Raw genomic sequence first — 21,472 nt, forward strand, 5'->3', positions numbered from 1 at the left:
GAGACTCTTAACAAACTTCTGTTAAGAGTCTTTATAGGAGTTTTAAATGTTAATTCGTCAGCTAACATTATCAATAATAGCTTCATTGTATTTAAGTACTGCTTTCGCTCACCCCAAACATCACCATGAAGAATCTTCATCGAGTTCAGAACATCCAGATTATTCAGTAATGTTAAAAAACAATCATAATGATGAACTGAGAAATCAAATCGTTAATGTGTTACTTGAAAAAGCTTATTCAAAAGGCGACGGTGAGTTTTTAGAACAAGCTGAAGACTTAATGAAATCAAGCTTCAATTCATCAGACACAGAAAATAAATTGCTAGAAACTCGACTCGCTCAAGCAAATCATAATTTCAGCAGAGCAGAAACAATACTTAATGACGTATTAAAAAAAGACCCTAAAAATTATGATGCAATTTTACAACTCGCAAATATATATAGATTACAAGGTCAATTTAATCAGTCACTTAAATTATGTGATCAATTAGATCAACAGAGTGTGAAACTTTATCAAGCTGGTTGTGTCCTGCAAGTGGATGCAATGACAAAAAATATTTCAGAAATAAAATCTAGAACAAATGAACTTCTTCAAATGGCAACAAGGCTAAATAAAAACGATCAGCAATGGTTAGGTAATATTATGCTGGAAATAGCGACAAGATTTAATGATCCAACTCTTGCGAGCCAATCTATTCCATTACTTAATGTAGATAATTTACCCAACACTCTTGCTAAATCCAATTGGTATATTTCTCAACAAGAATATTCAAACGCAATCAAAATTCTGACCCCATATCGTTATCATGATGGTGCGTTGTATAGAATTATTTTAAGCAAACAGAAACTAAACGATCCTCTTGCAGAAAAAGACCTAAATGAACTAACTCAAAGAGTACAAAATCTACTCGACCATAAGGATCACATACATCTCAGAGAGCAAGCTCAATTCCTATGGGTTTCAAAAAAATATGATGAAGGTTTACGCATAGCTGCCAAAAACTGGAATATGCAAAGAGAAAATGACGATTTTGAGGTTTATGCCGCCCTTGCACTTGATAGTAAAAATCGTGAAAGCACAGAAAAATTATTAAATTGGAGTAATGAGACTGGCTATGAAAATCCGACCTACATTCAAAAATTAAAACAAATGTTAAAGCAACTCTAAATATAAATTTGATAAACAACTGAAAACATGAAATGAATAATGATTTCATGTTTGAGAAAATCACGAAAATTTATAAAATTAATGGAATAAAAATGAAAAAAAGAATTTTGTATTGCTTGTTGATAGGAAGCAGTCATTTCTATTTAGGTCAGCTTACTCATGCGGGAGGTGAACTTACAACAACACTTCCTACAATTAAAATAACAGCATCATCAAATTTAGATAACACTTTTGGGGTCGCATTTACTTCATCCCAAGGAACAATATCGAAAGAACAAATTGAAACTCGACCTTTATCACGTCCAGCAGAAGTTTTAGAAACGATCCCTGGTGTCATTGTGAGTCAACACAGTGGTAGTGGTAAGGCAAATCAATACTTTCTGAGAGGTTTTAACTTAGATCATGGAACTGACTTTGCAACATCATTTGATGAGCAACCCATTAACATGGTGAGTCATGCCCACGGTCAAGGTTACACAGACTTAAATTTTCTAATCCCCGAACTGATTGAATCAATTCAATATCACAAAGGAGCAGTATCGATTGATGATGGTGATTTTGCATCAGCAGGCACAGCAAAAATTTCGAGTATCCATTCTCTAGATAATCCTTACGCACAAATAACGTTAGGTAATCACAACTTACTTAGATTTTTAGCCGTTGGAAACTTAGTTCTTAGTGACGGGGAATTAATCGGTGCAGTTGAGAATATCAACAGTGACGGACCTTGGGTTAACCCTGAAAATCTTTCAAAACAAAATGTATTCTTAAAATATTTCACTGGTGATCATAATAAAAATCAATCCATCAGCTTTCAACATTATCAAGCACGATGGGATGCTACTGATCAAATTCCAGAGCGGCTGATTGAAAGCGGTGAACTTAATCGCTTCGATAGTTTAAACAAGAGTGATGGTGGTAAGTCTGCTCGGACTGCTATTTGGTATAATGCTAAAAATTATGAGAAAACGAAATACTCAACAATCTCCTCTTATGCCGTATATAACAAACTGAATCTATTTTCTGACTTTAGTTATTTTTTAAATGATCCAATCCATGGAGACCAATTTGAGCAAGCTGAAGAACGAACGACACTTGGATTTAAATTTCAAAAAGGTTCATTAAGTGAATGGTCAAGCAAAGAGCTTTTAAACTCATTTGGATCATCTCTTAGGTATGATTATATTAACAACTTAGGTCTTTATCAGACACAAGATCGACAACGTTTCAACACGATAAGAAATGATGATGTTAATCAATTGTCTATTGGAATATGGGGACAAAATCAAACAACATGGCAACCTTGGTTAAAAACCATTTTAGGCGTTCGCGGTGATTTTTATTCTTTTGATGTAAATTCTGATAAAGAAGAAAATAGTGGTCATAAAACTGATCATATTTTCAGCCCTAAAATGAGTATAATTTTAGGTCCGTGGGAGAATACTGAATATTACATTAATTATGCATATGGCTTTCATAGCAATGATGCTAGAGGAACTACAACGCACCTAAACATTGATTCTCGTGATAGTAACTATTTAAAACCAACTCTCCCCGTTTCTCCATTGGTAAGAACAATAAATTCAGAACTTGGATTAAGAGCAAAACTTATACCTGAGCTCACCTCAACAATAGCTCTATGGCAACTTGATTCAGATTCAGAACTGGTATTTATTGGCGATGCTGGTACGACAGAAGCAAGTAGACCAAGTAAAAGACAAGGTATCGAAATTTCACAATTCTATCAACCAACAGATGCTTGGGTTATCGATCTAGATCTGGCTTGGTCAAAAGCAAGATTTAAAAATGAAAATTCGGAAGGAAATCATATTCCTGGGGCAATAGAAAAGACCATAGCTGCTGGATTTACTTATAAACTGAATGACCAAATTAATTTTGGAGGACGTTTGCGTTACTTTGGTTCTCGCCCTTTGATTGAGGATAACTCAGTTCGTTCCGATTCATCAACTTTAGTTAACTTACAAGGCAGCTATGAATTTAATAAAAATTTTCTAGCACAAGTTGAACTCTTTAATGTATTCAATCAAAAAACAAATGATATCGAATACTACTATGCATCATGCCCTCGTCAAGATCTCAGTGAGCCTACATGCTCACCTAACTCTTCAGAACGTGAAGGAATTTATGATAGGCATATTCATCCTACTGAGGGCAGAAACCTCAGAATGACCTTCCGCTATTTATTCTGACCTGAGCGATAAATGCTGAGGAGAAAAATATGTTGTCTCAAAATAAACTCAATATTTCACAGAGCGCATTTCTCTTTAGCATTATGATGCATGTTTTTATTGTAATCCTACTTTTAAATTTTGCAGTTAAAAAAAACGATCATATAAATTCAAATATAAAGATTACGTTAGTTTCGGCATCAAGTGCAAATCATAAAGATGCAATGTTTTTGTCTTCAAAAGATTCGCAAACAACAGCAACAATCGATCAACCTCAACCAATCAGTGAAACAATATTTGATAGTACAGCACAAGTAAATGCATCAACAGAAAATCAAGTACCAGAGTTCTTTAGTATCGATGAGCATGTAAATTCATCAAAAATTGAGCATACTTATGACCCGCTCTTGGATGCACAAAATAGAGCAAAAAAAGCTATAAAAGAAGCAAAAGACGTATCAAATCTTTATCAGTCAAATATCAAACCGATGGAAACTGACTTCTTAGAAAAGAACCAATTATCTTCTTTAAAATTAGAAACTGACTCATTTAGTTTTTACAAAGTTGAAATTATTGACACACCAAAGGATTTTGAACGTTATTCTGCTCAAATTCATGTTTCTAAAACCACATCATCAAGTGAAGAAGAAATTAAAATTAATCAACTTAGTGAACAAATTACAGAACTACTTCATGAAAATCGCTTAGTTTTAACCAACAAAAATCCTGAAACTATTGAATTTATAATCGATCCAGTTAATCGAATTATTCTTATTCATCTTTCGTCAGAATCATTGAAAATGCATCACAATCTCAAATCATTATTAGAAAACATGTCGTTTGATGCAATTCTAATAGATAGCAATCTGAATCAAAAAGCTTATTCTTTTGTTGTTAATATTTAATTTTCAACATAAAACAGAGATTTAAAAAACTCTCTTTTGGGGAATTATTTGTGATTCAATCCAGATAGCACAATCATTAATATACTTTTATGATAGCTTTCTTCGCTTGAACTTGCACCCCATGATCAACAATACTTTTAACAAGTTCCACAATATCTTTTGTTACAATCATATCTACCCGTCTATCTCCTAATTTTTCAACGATATCAACATATACTGTTCTTCTTGTTTCATGCTGCTGTCTTTTAAAATTACGAGAATCCTCGATCTTTTTTAAAGACCAGTAGGCTAGTCAACAATTATTCTACTCTCATTAATTTCTATCAAATAACAAACTATGACATTTTTCAAATTTCATTTTTTTATTAAAACTGCTGTTCTAGGTTTAAAATAAGATTTCACTCACTATTGGCTCAATTCTTAGATATAAAAGCTATACTTCTCCTTAGATGAGATCCTGTTGACTCCCTATCAGTTAGACAATTAGACTTTCTATATTTTAATTTATTCAAAAATTTAAGGACTTAATACGCATGAACAGCGCTGAAATCATGGCTGACTTATCTTCTCACACACCAATGATGCAGAAATACCTTTACATTGATTTATAAAATCTTTTTTCACTTATTTTTAAAAACCTACACAACAACCTACACTTTTTCAAAATCATAAAATAAAAATACTATAAGCATGTAAAGTCCTGAAATTTCTTGTTCTCACTAACATGTACTCCGCATAACCAGAAGTATTTACTAAATATTATTTCTATAACCAACTTGTCGTATCATACTAAACTCACTACTAGTTGGGATTGGATTGGCAATCGATCTGTATATTTCTAATGCCTGATTAATCTTAGCAACTTTCTGTCTTAACTCAGTAGATAAGAAATGCTCTGACTGCTGTAATGCAACCCATCCTGCTTGTACTTGTTCATTTTGATTGCCTTGCAATTTTGCTTCCAACCAGTGTTGCAAGCAATGTGCATGAAGATAGACTTCAAACTGATAAGCGATAAAAGTCATAGACAAAGCCAGATTCTGTTGATTCTGCTTTAATTTTTCTCTGACTTTTTCAAAAGAAGATAAGTTTTGATTGACCCGATAATCTAATAGTTCATTTTTAAACCATTGTGCAAATTCTATCAGTAGTAATACAACACTATCCCTTTGGCTACATAATTTTTCACGATTTAAAGCATTCGCACCTGTTGAACCTGCCACACCACCAATATAAGCACCTACTCCCCCTGCCACAACAATTCCAACTGGTCCTGCCAATATTCCACCGATCGTACCAAGAATCATCTTTCCTGCCACTGCTCCACCTGCTATTGCAGCAGTTTCTTTACCAATATTTTCAAGGTATTGTTTGGAACTGGTTTGTCCTGTATCAAAATCCCGATAATTACGATATGTTGCCAAGCCCAAAGTAATTAGCGGAATAGGTATAAGGTCGGCCATACTTTCAAATTGGTCGATTTGTTCTAAACTTTCGTGCAGGGTTTGATTAACATGAGCATGGCTTAGTCCAGAATCAATAAATACATTAGGATGATTACCTAGCGAATCAGTAAGCTCCTGATTTACAATCACTGGAATATCAGGATTTTTTTCAATATGTTGCAATACATAATCACTACTTAATGTATTTTTAACCTGCATTGCCTGACCATCAACAATTAGGTCAAAACCCACTTGATTGGCCGTATCTGGAAACTCTACTGTATGTCCTTGCTGCGTTAAATTATAGGCAACCTGCTGTTCAGCAACATAACCACTCAATCGGGTCATTGCCCCTGCACTGTCTAGGGTCGTTCCTGCAATATCCTGTAATGTTGTAAATTGTTCGGGCTGTCCTTTTGATGCAAACATAAGTGCATTTAAAACTGTAGAATCTATTTGAGCATAGCTCCATAGCAAACCTGCCGAATACGTTACCGAAGCAATTGCAATAGATGTTGTTACGCCTCTATCTGATAAAATCTTTTCAAGAGTGTCTTGTGCTATTTTATCTGTGTCTAAATGTTGGCTAATTTCATAATGGGTTAATAGTATAGGGGCATTCGCAATAATGCCTTTACTATAAGGAATTTCAGACTCTCTTCCACCAAATACACTACCAATAGATTTTCCAACATGGTTTAAACTTCGCCCCATATCTGCAAAGATATTGGTAGATTCTCCACGCTTTGCAATAATATCATCGGGTAAAATCAGGGTGACAGCTTTATATTTCAGTAAGTTATAGCGTTCCTGAGTTGATGATGTATTAAGCAAAAAATATAAAGCCATTTGTGCATCGGTACATTCATCGTTATAGTAATTATTACGAGATAGAAGACATTCTGAAAAATCCAATACATCTTCCGATGTCAGTGATTCTTGTTGTTGTAAAATCCACTGATACTCCCAAATAGCATCTGACCAAAGTTGATTATTTTTACAATCCTGTGCCAAAACCAGTGCATTATTTACACAAGGATTTAAGATTTTAAATTTCCTTAAAATAGTTGTCTTTAGCGAATTATTTTTGCAATCTTTTAATCGTTCAATATATTTTTCGATTTGGTATTGCGATGGATTTTGTTCAAAATATTTTAAGCTATAATTGATACATTGCTCATACCAATAATAATTTAAGGATTGTTTAATATAAGCAGGAATTAAGTCATGGATAATAATGTCAATCAGTCGCTTACTGCATTCCACATCACTGTTATTTTGATGTGGGAAATGCCATTCTGTTGGTACAGTCACCGTCAGTAATCTTTTAAATAACCCTGTATTAAAGTCAGGATTCTGCATCGTAAGCAGCATTAACTTATGTTCAGCATAAAGTGTATACTGTTGTTGTTCAACTTGATTTAAACGCTCTATTAATACTTTGGTTTCTAGCATTATCTATCCTTGAATTAATTCAAAAAAACAAAAACTACTGACCGCTACGAACTGCCCGAACATAGTACTTGTTATTCTTATTGGAGTAGATCGAGTAGCTATTCTTAATGGAGTAGATCGAGTAGCTATTCGTATAGTCACAGGCATAAAGCGAACTCGACCAATATTCTCCCCATTCATATTTTCTAGGTTTAAATAAAATACCTTGAGGACAGTTATATCCTGCTTCTTTCTCAAGCTTTAGTGTTTTTAGTTCATCAAGTGTAGGTAGTCTCCAACTACTATATCCAGCAAGTCTAAAATCTTTACATGCCTTTTGAGCATCCTCCCAATTCAAACTTTTGGCTTCACCAATACATTGCCCATTTTTCCATTCTTGCCCAATATTAATACGGGCCCACATTAAACCTGTTTTTGGGTCTGTCCATACACCTTGCTCTAATTCATTATTTGAATGAATTATTTGAGTTTTAGGGTGTTGCGATGTAAGGACATTTGCCGTTTTTGTATTTTCAACTTGTTGCTTAATTTTTTGTTTTAATTGCTCAATTTCTTGATGATGTTTATTTTCTAGATCTGCAATCTCAACACTAAATTGCTGTTTTAAATTCTTAATATCTTGCTGATATGTGCTTTCTTTTCGCTCTAAATCTGCAATTTTTTTATTCAATTGCTCATTATGTTTTTGAGTAAGTTTATTAATCTCTTGCTGATATTGCTGTTTGTTTTGTGCCATTTGCTGTTCAGATTTTTTTTGTAACTGTTCAGACTGGCGTAGTTGTTCCTGTAAAACATCTAATTTCTGATCAAAAGTATTGGTTTTAGCTATTAAGTGTAAAAAATGTTCTATTGCAGCTAGTTCTGCACTTGAACTAAAAAAGTCAGACAATGAATTGTTTTTCATGATTTATCCTATTCTAAATATTACGAACTGGACGAACATGACGATAATTGCAATAAACATCAACACCAGAATGAAAATTATAGAAATTTAGATAGGCATATTTCTCTCCAATTTGTGTGCTTGACCAATACCACCCACTTGTAGCAGGAGCTGGATTAAATAGTATGTGTCTACCACACTGATAATTTTTACCACTTTCATCAATGAGTGTTTTTAATTCTTCGATAGTCGGTAAACGCCAATCTTTATATCCCGCTAATCGAAAAAGTTGACAAGATTTTTTAGCATCTGCTAAGTTTAATTCCGTTGCTCTACCTAAACATCTTCCGCTTTCCCACTCTTGACCAATACTAATTCTTGCCCACATTAGACTTGTTTTAGAGTCCGTCCATACGCCTTTTTCTAATTCAGTGACTGAATTAATTGCTTGTTTTTTAGATGGCTGAGATTCTGCTGGCTTCATTATATTAGGCTTGTCATTTTTTTGTTTTAACTTTTGTTTTAATTCATCAATTTCCTGACGATATCTAATTTCTAAAGTTTCTAAATCAGCATTTTTTTTATCAAACTGCTTATTATATTTTTGCGTTAGCTTTTCAATCTCCTCTTGATATTGTTGCTTGTCTTTTGTGATTTGCTGTTCAGACTGGCGTAGTTGTTCCTGTAAAACATCTAATCTCTGATCAAAAGTATTGGTTTTAGCTATTAAGTGTAAAAAATGTTCTATTGCAGCTAGTTCTGCACTTGAACTAAAAAAGTCAGGCAATGAATTGTTTTTCATGATTTATCCTATTTTACTATGACGAACTGCACGTATCAGGCCATCAAATTGCAAATGGTTATAAGTAATAATAATCCCTTTATCGAAGTCTACCCCCTGTATAATACCGCTATATTGAGTTGAGGAACTTGACCAATAAAATCCTAACTTACTACCAGATTGAGATAAAATATTTTCATTTACATACCCCTTTCCATTTGCACTCATGAGCGTTGCCAATTCATCTATAGTTGGTAACCTCCAATCATTATAACCAGCTAATTTTAAAGTTTCACAAAGATGAGAGCCTTTTCGCCAATCAATCCATTTAGGGCTTCCTACAATTTTGTTGCTTTTCCATTCTTGCCCAATACTAATACGAGCCCACATTAAGCCTGTTTTTGGGTCTGTCCATACACCTTGTTCTAATTCATTATTTGAATGAATTGTTTGAGTTTTAGGGCATTGCGATGCTTGAACATTTTCCGCTTTTGTATTTACAACTGGTTGCTTATTTTTTTGCTTTAACTGTTCAATTTCTAGACGATATTTATTTTCTCTACTTTCTAAATCTGCAATCTTGGCATTAAATTGCTGTTTCAAACTCTTCACATCTTGCTGATATGTCCTTTCTTTTCGCTCTAAATCTGCAATTTTTGTACTAAATTTTAGTGTTAAACTTTTAACATCTTGCTCATATCTTTTTTCTTTTTGTACTAAACTAATAATTTTCTCTTGCAATAGATGATTATCTTGTTCAGTCCGACATAGTTGTTCCTGTAAAACATATAACCTTTTATCAAAGGTATTGGTCTTTACCATTAATTGTAAAAAATGGTCTATAGCACTAAATTCTGTACTTGAACTAAAAAAGTCTGACAATGTGTTATTTTTCATATTTGAGTCCTTTTAAGTAGTGCGAACTGCTCGAACGTAGTAATCATTATTTTTAGAATAACTACCTGCACTACCACCCCCAAAATATACTATCCATGCAAAATCATGATGAAAATCACATTCAGTAATTGACCAATATGAACCATCTATACGATTTTTGGGTTGGAATAAAATATTATTCGGACAAGTATAGCCACTCACTGCTTTCTTCATAAGAGTTTCTAGTTCATCTATGGTTGGTAATCTCCAATCATTACAATCTGCTAATCGGAAATTTCTACATGCCTTTTGAGCAGTAATCCAATCCATAAAATCAGCATCACCTATACACTGCCCATTTTTCCATTCTTGCCCAATACTAATCCTTGCCCACATTAAACCTGTTTTTGGATCTGTCCATACACCATGTTCTAATTCATTATTTGAACTTATGGTTTTATTTATCGATGAATTAGGACCTTTCACTGACTCAACATCTGACTTAATTTTCTGAGCAATCATAGCCCCATTAATGATTTTCTTCTTTATAACTACTTGAGGTGCAGTCGTATTCGATGTTTTAGCTGTTTGAGCAGTGTCTATACTATTCTGTTTTAATTTTTGAATTTCCAGCTGATAAATATTTTCTTTCTTTTCTAAGGCGACAATTTTTGCATTAAGCAATTCAATATTTTGAGTGCGCTTTTCTAACCTCCGCTCAAAAGTATTATTTTTAACCATCAATTGCATAAACTGGTCGATAACCATGAGTTCACTTGCACTCAATAATTCTGCCAGTAATTTAGTTTGCTTATCCATGACGTTACCCAAGATATTCTATTTGATGCTGATAATGGTCTTGATAACGGCTTTCTAATATAGATAGCTTTAATAAAGTCGCAATAAATTTATCCAAATGTAAAGTTTGCATCTGTTGTTCAATCACTTGTGTCACTAAATCAAATGATATAGCTATACTTATCGTTTCTACTGCCTGTAAATAAACAGGTTTTATCATAGTAGATAAATAATCTTGTAAATCTATAATTTCAGTTGAAACTTGAGCAATTGCCTGCTGCATGAATTGAATATATTGCCAAAAAGCCTGATAAACGATGGATAAATTTTCTAGCCAATATTGATTCCACCACTGTGCTAAAGGATGTTCTTCACTTAATTGTTGTAACTGAACTAAAAATTTTAATTCATCAACATTTTGTACTTGTATCTGTTTAAGCCAACGCTCAGTTAAACGCTGTATCATTTCTGATGATGATAATCCACGTAATCGAGTCATATTCATATTTTGAATAAACTGTCCCTCTAAACAGGCAAAACTAAGAATTTTCTGTATTTTTCGTAAGCTAGCAATCTGCTTTATTAACACAGGACGAATATCCCAATCATTTGACCAGTTTAGAATTTGTTCTGCATAACCTTGTTGAAATTCAAACTTTTCTGTCCCAATCGGTTTTAATAATTCTTGCCAGAAATTTTCTCTAAACTTTTGAATCTCTTGATCAGACATTTCAGCAAAATCTAAAGCCGTAATATTAAGCATTAAATTTTCAGGCTCAAAGTACAAATCTTGCCACTGTTGCAAAATCCGATCTCGCATCCGTTGCGATAATCGCTGTTGGCTATCTTTTTGACAATGTGTAATGATGATATGTAAATGAGCTTTGCCTGTTAAAAACATTGCATCGCCCAAAGCTTCTAGAAAATTTTCCAATCGTGCTTTATTAATTTCACCATCTAGACGATTCGCATGACAAACATAGATAATTGCAAGATTATGTTCACCAACAAAATATTGATGTGCATCCTGTTCGGCAAGATCATCCTCACCAGAGTTCCACCCTGGAGTATCAATTAAGAACAGTTTTTTCGGCTGATTGTCATCTGAATAACCATCACCTTTTGCTAGAATAAAACGTGATTCATTAATCAATAATCTTAACCTATAGTCATCAGGATTATATTGGCTGACTTCAGCTCTTGATGGAAATTGTGTAAGCTCTTCTACAATGACTGCATCATCTAAATCTTCACTTTTTTCAATTAGAAATAGTTGATTATTTTGACCATAACTAATTTCGAGTTGTAATCGAGTTTGTGCTTCTAATGAGCTAATAGGAGAATATTGTTGTGGAATCTGATTAGCTAAGATTTCACGAATTACCCTAGTCTTTCCTGCCGAATATTCACCCACAACACGAGCAGTTAATACACCATCAGCAATTTCTGTTTGAGCATTACCCATTTTTTCCGAAAAATCGAATAAACTTTCCGTGACGATTTGTGTTTTCTGAAAATTCATAGCCTTATCCATCATACCAGTTCCGCATTTAGCTTGACCAATGCCGCCTGAAGCTGTGTTTCTTCTTGTTGTAAAACACGCAACCTTTGTTCCTTTTGTAGCGGTAGTTGATTGATTTGCCGCTCAATTTCTGTCATTTCTTCAATTCTAATGGCTAATTGTTCGTGAATCACTGTTTCCCAATAACCTTTTATATACCGTTGAATATACTGCTCAATACCTTGAGTTTGATGGTTAAATTGTGTTAGCCACTGCCGCAATGCTCGCTCATGATAGCTTTGCAAAATTTTGGCTTGTTGCTGTTCTCGCTCCGCTTGAGCTTGTGTCTGCTGTTCTTTTAGTTCTTGTTCCAGTTGGACAATACGCTGCTCAATTCGTAAAATCTCTTTTTTCTTTTGCTCTAAAGCCAATTCTTCTAATTGCTGTGATGCAATTAAATCCTGTTTGCGAATCAAATCATCATGTAAATGCTGAATATCAACATTAATTTTTTGTGCTTGTGCAGTCACTTGTGCCTGAATTTCAGGGTCAGGTTTTAAAATAATCTGTGAGGGGTCATTGAGTAAGCTACCTAGCTTTTCAGTCCATGTCGCCACCGAAAGTAAACTTAAAATTTGACCTGCCGCTGATGGCTGCATTTTTTCGGTCGTCTTTTTTGCCATTTTTGCTGTTTTTTGAATCGTATGTACTGTTTTAACTGTTTTCTCACTTAATTTGGCTAACTTTCCAACTTTAGTAACTGCTGCGGCTGGTAAAAAGAATAATGCCCAATCAATCACTTCACCAATCGCCCGACCAGCATCCGAACCTGATGTATCATAAACTCTTTCTTCGATATTTTGGATTGGCTGATTAAGAATATCCTGCCTATGCCGACTTAAATCGGCAATTTGTTCTTCCAGTTGTTTTAACTCTACATCTGAAAATACATTATCAGACTGTTCAAACTGTTCTACTTCATCTTTTTTTGCGATAAATTGCTGTTGTAATTGATAGAGTGCGGTAGCCTGTAAAAAATCCTGCTCATCTATTTGTGGCAGTTCTGGTAATCTTAAATTTAAATCGTTAATTGTACTTTCTGGTAAATAAATCTGTCCAAAATTTTGCATTATCTCTTGCACAGCTTGAATAGTCCTGGCTTGTGTTAAACGCAAAATTTGCGAACCTTGTAAAATAAAAGCGTCCCATTGTTCAGGTGTGACATGCAAAGCATTTAATTCTGCACATAAATCAGTTTTTTTGCTTTGAAAAATATCAATCATCCGTTTTTGCAAATCATTTTGTTGCTTTTCCTGTTGTTGATACAAATCTTTTTTTATCTCAATGATTTTTTCTTTTTTCTGTAAAAATGACTGGTGTAGTGTTTGGCTTTGCTGCTCATCTAATAATTGATTGGCTTGTTGCTGCTCCTGATTATATCCCAAAATATTTTTTAGGCGTGGAAGTAATTCAGCAAATAAGCGTTTTGCACGAATATCATGGATTTGTTCTTTTGCTTGAGCAATAAAATCTAAAATCAACTGATGATTTAATCCATTACAATGACTACAAATGAGTGCTTTATCATAACCAGTTGCGGCTTTAATTTGTGCTGACCATTTATCCAAATCAGGTTTTTTCTCACCTAAACTAACCACAGTTTCTACTTCGTCCCAACGATTGACAATCACTAAAACATGCTTGCCATATGAGCGAATCAATTTAATCGCATCAATATCTGAAGACGATGCCCCACGAGGGGCAAGTAAATATAAAATAACATCTGCCTGCTGAATTTGAGCAATCGTATAAGCATGATGTTTTTCCGAGATTGACCCTAAGCCTGGAAGGTCAATAATCGTCAAACCTTTTAACCAATCTTGAGACAAATGTAACATGGCATATTTTGCGTTATCTGGTGCATGGGTCGTCACGTCATAAAATTGCTCACGGTCTAGTTGCACACTACTTTGGTCAGTATTAACCAGTTGTATATCCTGCTGTTCAGCATATTGAATCAATGTTGGTAAAGCAGTAGCTTCTTCCTGTGCAGTAAACAACCACTGCTCCCCTAATAAACCATTCAATAGGCTACTTTTTCCAACCGAAAATGCCCCAATCAATGCCAAAGTTAAAGTTTGCCCTTGGTCATTAAAACTTTGCCAAATATCCTGTACAAGTTTCTGATGTTGTTCAGGAAGTACATCTATTATCTCTTGAATATGTTTAGATGTTGTCATGGTTTTTTCTCACAGAGTTTAATAGCTACTTTCTAAAGCATCTTGTGTCATTGCAATTAAAGATTGTGTTTTAGATAATCCTTGTTGTAACTCTATTCTACGAGCATCTATTTTGGCTTGTCCTTGTACAATCAAATCCTGTACTTGCTTACGTTGTGTCAATTTTGCGTTTAATGGTTCTTCCAATTGTTCTTTGACCTGACGTTGCAACAAATTCAACTGCTCATCAAAAACCTGTTGAATATGCGGTTGTACCTGCTCTTGTAATTGACGGATAAATCGAATTAAAACACCTGATGTATTGTGTAATAACTGTTGATGTGTGTCTTCAATCAACTGCTGACGACTGGCTTGCATTTGGTCTTCAATACGTTTACGCTGACGCTCAACTTTTGCAACTTCTTGTTCATACTTCTGTTGAATACGTTCAGCACTCATACGTTTACGTCCCTTTTCCTCTTCCTCTTTTTGAACTTTCTCCAAAAATGCTTCTTTATTGGCAATCGCTCGCTGGGCTTCCTTATATTCTGCTTCCCATTTCAACACATTGCTTTCATCATAATCAATATAATTTACCTGCTTGGTAAATCCCATCCATCCAAAAATTCCCCAACTTGGTTCAGTACGTGAACGTGTTACTTGTTGGGCTTGTGGTCTTCCGCCCAAACTGGTTCTTGCTCGCTCTGCACGTAACAACGAATTTTTTGCATTTTCCAAAGCTATCGGACTGGCTTGGCTATTGACAATATCATGCTCAAGCTTTTCAATTTCCTGTCTTTTTTGTAAAATTTCTTGCTCAAGTTTTGCTTGCTCTGAGAAATAACTATTGATTTCACTAAAATCAACATCAAAACTCAAATCTAGGCTTGGTAAACTAAAATTAATGCCTGAAATACTTTGCTTTAAATGTGCAGCATGTTCTTCTAATTCTTTTGCATAATCCGCTCTTAAATCTGCTAACTGTGCATCAATATCTTTACTTTGTCGTTGCATAGTACTGTTCACCTCTACAACCGCAGTTTCATATTGCTGTTGTAACTGGCTTGGAAGCTGAATGTTACGATTTCCCTGAACAATTTGACTCTCTACATATCGTACAGTCACCTGACTTTCGATATCTGCCTGTAAATCCTCTAAAGGTGAAATCAATTTTTCTTTTAAATCAGCAATTAAATATGTTGCTACCCGATGATGCTCTGTTCGTGCATTATCATTGGTAATTTTAAGCTCTTGCTGTAAGTTTTTGATTTCTAAATCAAGTTTTTCACTTTCTCGCTGTCGTTCAGCAATCGTCTGACTAGAATCTAACTGTTGTAATTCCTCGTGAATAAATTCACTTAATTCAGTCTGAATCGAAACCAAAGTTCGTAAAGGTTTTTTATAAATTTCATCTAATGCCTCACCCGTTGAAAGCATATCACTGATTCTTTTTGATAACATACTAATATTAGAACGTTCTCTTTTATCCTGTTCCTTAGATAATGCCCATGCTGCACTCACTCCAATAAGATGCTCACTATTGGTCATGACATCTAGGTCTTGTTCGGAAACATCAGATAAGTTCTTTCTAAAATTATTTTTTACATGTTGATATTTCTGTGATTCTCTTTCTGCTAAAGACTTTTGTTGGTCAAATGGATCTTGTGGTTCGAGAACACTATCCCACATATTTACAACGGTCAGAAATTTATTAAAATTTTTACGAATCGTATTCGATAAAAATTGCCACTCAGTTGCATTTCCACCTAATTGTTGTGTACTTTGCACCCAAATTGCAATATGAGCTTCATCAATGGCTCTACGAGTAATCCCTTCATGATATTCAACCACCGATTGCAACCCTGGGGTATCAATCAGCACAAGCCCTTGGTCTAATAATGGATGTGATGTAAAAATTTCAATGCGGTCAAGTTGTTGTCTAGCACTTGCATGAGTCGTATCTAGTTCTGTACTCCATTTTTCTAAAGTGTCTATGTCATTTTCTAACCATTCAATATCCTGTACTTTTCCATCTTGAAAATGAATACGAATAAAGCGTTGCTCTACACCTTCAGGCAATTTCCTAACAAAAGTATTAATTGCTGTAGTTGCTTCTTGAGCTGAACGCAATAATAAAATGTCAAGTAAAGCATTAACTAAAGTTGATTTTCCTCGAGAAAACTCACCTATCACAACTAATTTTACTTCTTCGCCAGACTCTAATGATTTTTGTATATCATCAAATTTCTGCGTAATATGAGTCAGTTCTTGTTGCCCAAGTTGCTGAAATAATATTTCTGTTTGCTCTAAATAATTCACAGCATCCTGAATTTTTTCTTTACGGATTTGCAATCCTTCGTTAAGGTAGTTTACCACCAACCACACTCCCAAAAATACTTATTTTTTAAATACCTATGTAATGCAGAATACCATCTGTTATATATTTTTTACAAATGAAATTAGACTTAATCCAATCAATAATTATTAGAAATTTGGAAATACTTTCACCTAAAGTTATTTCTATCATGCCTATAATTAAAATCGATCCAACCCATATATTTAACTCATTAAATGAGTCAAATATATACTACAATCTACTCAAACCTATTCTTAACTATTTCAGGGGATGACCAAGCATGTATGATGACTGGATCTGGAAACAATCTAACTGGACAGCCTTTACATGGAAAGATGAAAATATTCTTCCACTCACTAGACACATTCATCAAAAAATTGGAATCCTGATTGGACAAAGTCAGCATAATCCTGAAAAAGAATACCTTACCCTAGACAACCTGATTGCCAATCTTGTCTCATCCTCAGCAATTGAAAATGAAACTCTGAATGTTTATTCGCTGCGTTCATCTCTGGCAAAACGCCTAGGTGTATCACTGGAACAACCCTATCCAAGCTCAGAACGTTCAGATGGTCTAGCCAATATCATGTTGGATGCCTTAAATAATTTTGAACAAGACTTATCTGTTGAAAGATTATTCCAATGGCATCAATGGTTATTTAATGAAACTGACTGGACGATGCAACGTATTCGGATAGGACAATTACGTGGACATGAACCTATGCAGGTTGTATCAGGGCGCATGGATTACCCTACTGTACATTTTGAAGCTCCACCACGAGATGGTTTAGAGCAACGTGTAGATGAATTTATTCAGTGGTTTAACACAGGTAGAACCAATACCCTGCTTGACCCACTCATTCGGGCTGGCATTACTCACCTATGGTTTGTGACACTCCATCCTTTTGATGATGGTAATGGACGTATTACCCGTACATTGACTGACTTGGCTTTAGCTCAGATGGATCAACAAAGTATTCGTCTATATGCAATGTCACCTGTCATCCTAAATAAGCGTAAGAGTTATTATGAAATTCTTGAAGCCACTCAAAAAAGTGATTCTGATATTACGGATTGGTTACTTTGGTTTCTACAGGCACTCAATGAAAGCCTTGAGCAGACATTAAAGCGTATTGAAAGGACGCTTCGAAAAAGTACGTTTTGGCAGGTTTTTTCGGAAGTGGATTTACATGAGGGGCAGCGTAAAGTTTTAAATCGACTGCTTGATGGTGGGGAAAATGGCTTTGAGCATGGCATCAGTGCTTCACAATATCAGAAAGTGGCTAAAGTTAGCCGAGCAACGGCAACTCGCCACCTGACTGATTTATTGGAAAAAGGCTGTATCATAAAACTTGAAGGTGGTGGGAGAAATACAAGGTATCAAATCCAAAATTTAAGGGTTTAAGTCATTCTAAACCCTTACTACAACCCCACATAAAACTTCTCAATCAACTGTCGTGTTTTCACTAATAAATTGGATAATACACTGTCCCGCTCAAAAAGCTTGATCTTGTAGTTTGGCAACTCTTTCATCTCTTCCTTTCGCGGCAAGCGCTTATTAAACTCATAATTATCTAAAACCTGTTTCATTGCTTCAGGTTTAAGCTTTTCTTGCTCACAAAAATGCTGATAGGCTTGCTCTTTTTCTGCATCCCAGAACTGAGCAAAAGCCACTTGTACGCTTTGCCCATTGATCATTTTCGGCATGTTTTCTTCAATAAACTTTTGTATCAAATCTTGCTTATCATGCAAGCTAATATCACTGCCTATGAGATCGTGTACTTGAGCTTCGTATTTCTTACGCTGCTCATCTGTTTCAGCATTTATTGCCATCTGTAACAGCGTCAGGATATAACCCACATTGATACGATCACTGTGCAATAAATCCAACTGGAAATCGACATCATCCAGCACAGAGACTTTTTCTTTCTTGGTTGTTTTACGAATCGCTCGACAGAGATCAGCATATTTAGATGCAAAATTCGCAAAGTGCTGTTTATCAAGCTTAGTGTCGTCTTGATCATACTCAATGAAGGTTTGTAGCTGGGCGTTGTAGCGCATGACCTCACGGAATGCTTTAATAAATTCAAGTTGTTCATCTTCTGTGACTAAATCATCTACTGTTTGATAGTCAGGGGTAATACTGAGTAGCTTTTCAACAGCTTGCTCATAATCTTGTTTGATTTCATCAAAGCTTGGGACAAGTACAGTCTTCCGTGCTTCTTTATTTGAAAATAATGCCAATGCTTCATCGGTGGCACGTTTTAGGTTACGGAAGCTAATAATATTCCCGAATGGTTTTTTATCGTTATAGACACGGTTAGTCCGTGAAAAAGCCTGAATTAGACCATGATATTTAAGGTTCTTATCGACATACAAGGTATTTAACGGCTTAGAGTCAAAACCTGTAAGGAACATATTTACGACCAGTAAAATATCAATCTGCTTTTTCTTTACCCGATCTGCAATATCACGGTAATAGGCATAGAATCCATCACCAGAGTTATAATTCGTGCCGAACTGGGCATTATAGTTGGCAATGTAGCGATCCAACTTGTCGCGGCTAGACTGATTGATTTGGCTCGGTGCATCTGTTGACTCTTCTTGAATCAATCCATTTTGGTCGTTGTTCTCAACAGCTTCATTCGCACCATAGGAGAAAATAGTTGCAATGGTGAGAGGTTTAAATAATCGACCTTCCGCTTCATCTTGTTGTTGCTTCTCAGCTTGTACCTTTTCAAACAGTTCATAATACTGCGTTAAGGTATCCACTGAACTGACACAAAACATCGCCGTAAATTCACGGTTTTTGGTTTTAGTGTCATGTGTCTCAACGATATAACGGGCAATCATTTCTAATCGTTGTGGATTATCATAAAGCTCTTTGGTGTCAATCCCCTCAACATCTTCGTCATAATCGAGGTTATTCTGCATACCCTTAGCAGTATACTTGCCACGATAATCTATTTGGAACTGCAATACGTTACGGTCTCGAATCGCATCTACAATGACATATTGATGCAAACACTGATTGAATAAATAATCTGTGGTGAGCTTCAATCCTGCTTTAGATTGACTATTTTCCTCAAAGATCGGTGTTCCCGTAAATCCAAACATCTGTGCATTACTAAAGAACTTTTTAATGTTTTGGTGGGTATCACCAAATTGGCTACGATGGCATTCATCAAAAATAAACACCACTTTCTTGTCTTTGAGGTAGTTAATGTGTTCTAAATATCGATCCGTGCTAATCGCACGATTCAGCTTTTGAATGGTGGTCACGATCAGCTTGTCGTGGCGTTGATCGAGTTGTTTAACCAAAGTGTGCGTGCTGTCTGTGCTATCCACACTCTCGGCTTTAAAAGCATTAAACTCACGTGAAGTTTGTGTATCAAGGTCATTACGATCCACCACAAACAAGACCTTTTCTACATCAGGCATCTTCATGATCAGCTGACTGGCTTTAAATGATGTCAGTGTTTTACCTGAACCTGTGGTATGCCAGATATAGCCGTTTTGTTCTGAATTTTGCACATGGGCAATAATCTTTTGCACGGCGTAAATTTGATAAGGGCGTAGCACCATCAAACTTTTACTGGTTTCTAACATCACCATGTATTGGGTCAGCATGTCTGTCAGATGCTGATGATTTAAAAATGCATCCGCAAAATCGACAATTTCATTGATATGTTTATTGGCAACATCTGCCCACGGAAAGGCAAACTCTATCCCAGTCGTACCATTTGAGTAATAGCGAGTATTTGCGCCATTACTGATGATAAAAAGCTGAATAAAACTAAATAGGCCTTGCCCTGCCCAATATGCTTCACGAATATAACGTTGGGTTTGATTAAAGGCTTCAGCAATTTCCATGCCTCGTTTTTTCAATTCAATTTGAACTAAAGGCAAACCATTGACCAAGAGCGTGACATCAAAACGGCTGGTTCGACCATTAAAATCACGATGATCTACCGTGATTTGATGGGTGACTTGGTATACGTTTTTGCTTGAGTCATCCGATAAAAAGAAGATGTGCTTACTTGAACCATCATCAAATTTGACAGGAAACTGGTCACGTAGGTTTTTAGCTCGTTCAAATACTGTACCTGTATTGAGAAAGCTAATGACCTGCTTCCATTCAGATTCTGACAGTGGCGCAAGTCCGTTGGCACGTTCAATTTGTGTTTTGAGATTTGACAGTAGTTGGCGTTCATCCTTGATGGTAACGGTTGCATAGCCCAGTCCTTGCAGTTGTGCAATCAGTTCATTTTCAAGTTGATATTCGCTTTGTACTGTCATATTTCTCTCATAATTAAATATTTAATTAACAATAACTTATATAAAAAACTAGCTAAAACTAGCTAAAACTAGCTAAAACTAGCTCTTCTTTAAATACCATGTCAAACCTTTAGCTTCGACCAAACCATCTCTACGCATTTTTTGCAATAAATTACGTACTCTATGTCTACGCTGGTCTTCATCTAATATTTGCGGTAATTTATCGATTAATAACTTTTCAAAATCAGCTCGTTTCGCCTGCTTAAACTTGCGTAAATATTCCAAAATGAGTCCCTGATAATGCTGATCATCCAAACCACGCATTTCTAAATATTCTGCTTGCTGATCTGTTTGTTCAGCCACATTTGCAGAGATACAATAATTTGGCTTTCTACCTTCAATTAAACCTTTTTTTCTAAGTTCGGCAGCGTCATCATCACTGATTAACTGGTTCTTTTGTACCTGATCCAGCGCAATAATATTGGTGAGGGTTGACATCCTCCCCGACCTAAAGGACGGGGATTCCTCCTGCGAGACGCTCATGTCCGAGCGCAAGAATATTCAGTGCTGAGTTTATATCTCGATTATGGAGCGTACCGCACTCCATGCACTGCCATT

Annotated in this window: 14 protein-coding genes and 2 pseudogenes; 5 read left to right on the forward strand and 11 right to left on the reverse strand. The window is 35.4% G+C overall.

The window, feature by feature from the left end; all coding sequences use genetic code 11:
* Nucleotides 1-46 precede the first annotated feature (46 nt).
* The 4 genes and pseudogenes from HYG88_RS12325 to HYG88_RS15460 all read left to right on the forward strand — a co-directional run.
* Nucleotides 47-1,168, forward strand: a complete 1,122-nt coding sequence (locus HYG88_RS12325; RefSeq protein ID WP_178883196.1) for a lipopolysaccharide assembly protein LapB — start codon at nucleotides 47-49, stop codon at nucleotides 1,166-1,168.
* 92 nt (nucleotides 1,169-1,260) lie between these two features.
* A complete protein-coding gene (locus HYG88_RS12330; protein WP_005157370.1) occupies nucleotides 1,261-3,378 on the forward strand; it encodes a TonB-dependent receptor in 2,118 nt (705 codons plus the stop codon).
* 29 nt (nucleotides 3,379-3,407) lie between these two features.
* Nucleotides 3,408-4,262 (forward strand): hypothetical protein, encoded by an 855-nt coding sequence (locus tag HYG88_RS12335; RefSeq protein WP_178883197.1) that lies wholly within the window; start codon nucleotides 3,408-3,410, stop codon nucleotides 4,260-4,262.
* Between the two features lie 533 nt (nucleotides 4,263-4,795).
* Nucleotides 4,796-4,864 (forward strand): annotated as a pseudogene (locus tag HYG88_RS15460) (hypothetical protein); the annotation flags it as partial.
* A 150-nt stretch (nucleotides 4,865-5,014) separates the two neighbouring features.
* On the opposite strand, the gene HYG88_RS12340 reads toward HYG88_RS15460, so the two are convergent.
* The 8 genes from HYG88_RS12340 to HYG88_RS12375 are packed head-to-tail and all read right to left on the reverse strand — an operon-like array spanning nucleotide 5,015 to nucleotide 16,596.
* Nucleotides 5,015-7,162: a glycine zipper family protein gene (locus tag HYG88_RS12340; protein WP_178883198.1), complete on the reverse strand. Its 2,148-nt coding sequence runs from the start codon at nucleotides 7,160-7,162 to the stop codon at nucleotides 5,015-5,017.
* Between the two features lie 34 nt (nucleotides 7,163-7,196).
* Nucleotides 7,197-8,066 (reverse strand): DUF1566 domain-containing protein, encoded by an 870-nt coding sequence (locus tag HYG88_RS12345; RefSeq protein WP_178883199.1) that lies wholly within the window; start codon nucleotides 8,064-8,066, stop codon nucleotides 7,197-7,199.
* A 13-nt stretch (nucleotides 8,067-8,079) separates the two neighbouring features.
* Nucleotides 8,080-8,847, reverse strand: a complete 768-nt coding sequence (locus HYG88_RS12350) for a DUF1566 domain-containing protein (protein WP_178883200.1) — start codon at nucleotides 8,845-8,847, stop codon at nucleotides 8,080-8,082.
* 3 nt (nucleotides 8,848-8,850) lie between these two features.
* On the reverse strand, nucleotides 8,851-9,723 hold the full coding sequence (locus tag HYG88_RS12355) for a DUF1566 domain-containing protein (protein WP_178883201.1): 873 nt from the start codon (nucleotides 9,721-9,723) through the stop codon (nucleotides 8,851-8,853).
* Nucleotides 9,724-9,735: 12 nt separating this feature from the next.
* Nucleotides 9,736-10,521, reverse strand: coding sequence for a DUF1566 domain-containing protein (locus HYG88_RS12360; RefSeq protein WP_178883202.1), 786 nt, complete (start codon nucleotides 10,519-10,521; stop codon nucleotides 9,736-9,738).
* Between the two features lie 4 nt (nucleotides 10,522-10,525).
* The gene (locus HYG88_RS12365) at nucleotides 10,526-12,022 is read right to left on the reverse strand and encodes a dynamin family protein (RefSeq protein ID WP_178883203.1); all 1,497 of its coding nucleotides are present in this window, start codon (nucleotides 12,020-12,022) and stop codon (nucleotides 10,526-10,528) included.
* 11 nt (nucleotides 12,023-12,033) lie between these two features.
* Nucleotides 12,034-14,241, reverse strand: a complete 2,208-nt coding sequence (locus HYG88_RS12370) for a dynamin family protein (RefSeq protein WP_178883204.1) — start codon at nucleotides 14,239-14,241, stop codon at nucleotides 12,034-12,036.
* An 18-nt stretch (nucleotides 14,242-14,259) separates the two neighbouring features.
* Nucleotides 14,260-16,596, reverse strand: a complete 2,337-nt coding sequence (locus HYG88_RS12375; RefSeq protein ID WP_178883205.1) for a dynamin family protein — start codon at nucleotides 16,594-16,596, stop codon at nucleotides 14,260-14,262.
* 260 nt (nucleotides 16,597-16,856) lie between these two features.
* Here HYG88_RS12375 and HYG88_RS12380 point away from each other — a divergent pair, with 260 nt between their 5' ends.
* Entirely contained in the window at nucleotides 16,857-17,981 is a 1,125-nt protein-coding gene (locus HYG88_RS12380; RefSeq protein WP_178883206.1) for a Fic family protein, read from the forward strand.
* Between the two features lie 17 nt (nucleotides 17,982-17,998).
* Here HYG88_RS12380 and HYG88_RS12385 read toward each other — a convergent pair whose 3' ends face one another.
* From HYG88_RS12385 to HYG88_RS12395, 3 genes and pseudogenes are all read right to left on the reverse strand, one after another.
* Nucleotides 17,999-20,875 carry a type I restriction endonuclease subunit R gene (locus HYG88_RS12385; RefSeq protein WP_178883207.1) on the reverse strand — a complete coding sequence of 959 codons (2,877 nt, stop codon included), beginning with the start codon at nucleotides 20,873-20,875 and terminating at the stop codon, nucleotides 17,999-18,001.
* A gap of 78 nt (nucleotides 20,876-20,953) precedes the next feature.
* Nucleotides 20,954-21,352, reverse strand: a complete 399-nt coding sequence (locus HYG88_RS12390) for a hypothetical protein (RefSeq protein WP_178883208.1) — start codon at nucleotides 21,350-21,352, stop codon at nucleotides 20,954-20,956.
* Between the two features lie 10 nt (nucleotides 21,353-21,362).
* A pseudogene (locus tag HYG88_RS12395) lies at nucleotides 21,363-21,472 on the reverse strand (RNA-guided endonuclease TnpB family protein); the annotation flags it as partial.

It is taken from the genome of Acinetobacter sp. SwsAc4 (genome assembly GCF_013391535.1).
GTDB lineage: Bacteria > Pseudomonadota > Gammaproteobacteria > Pseudomonadales > Moraxellaceae > Acinetobacter.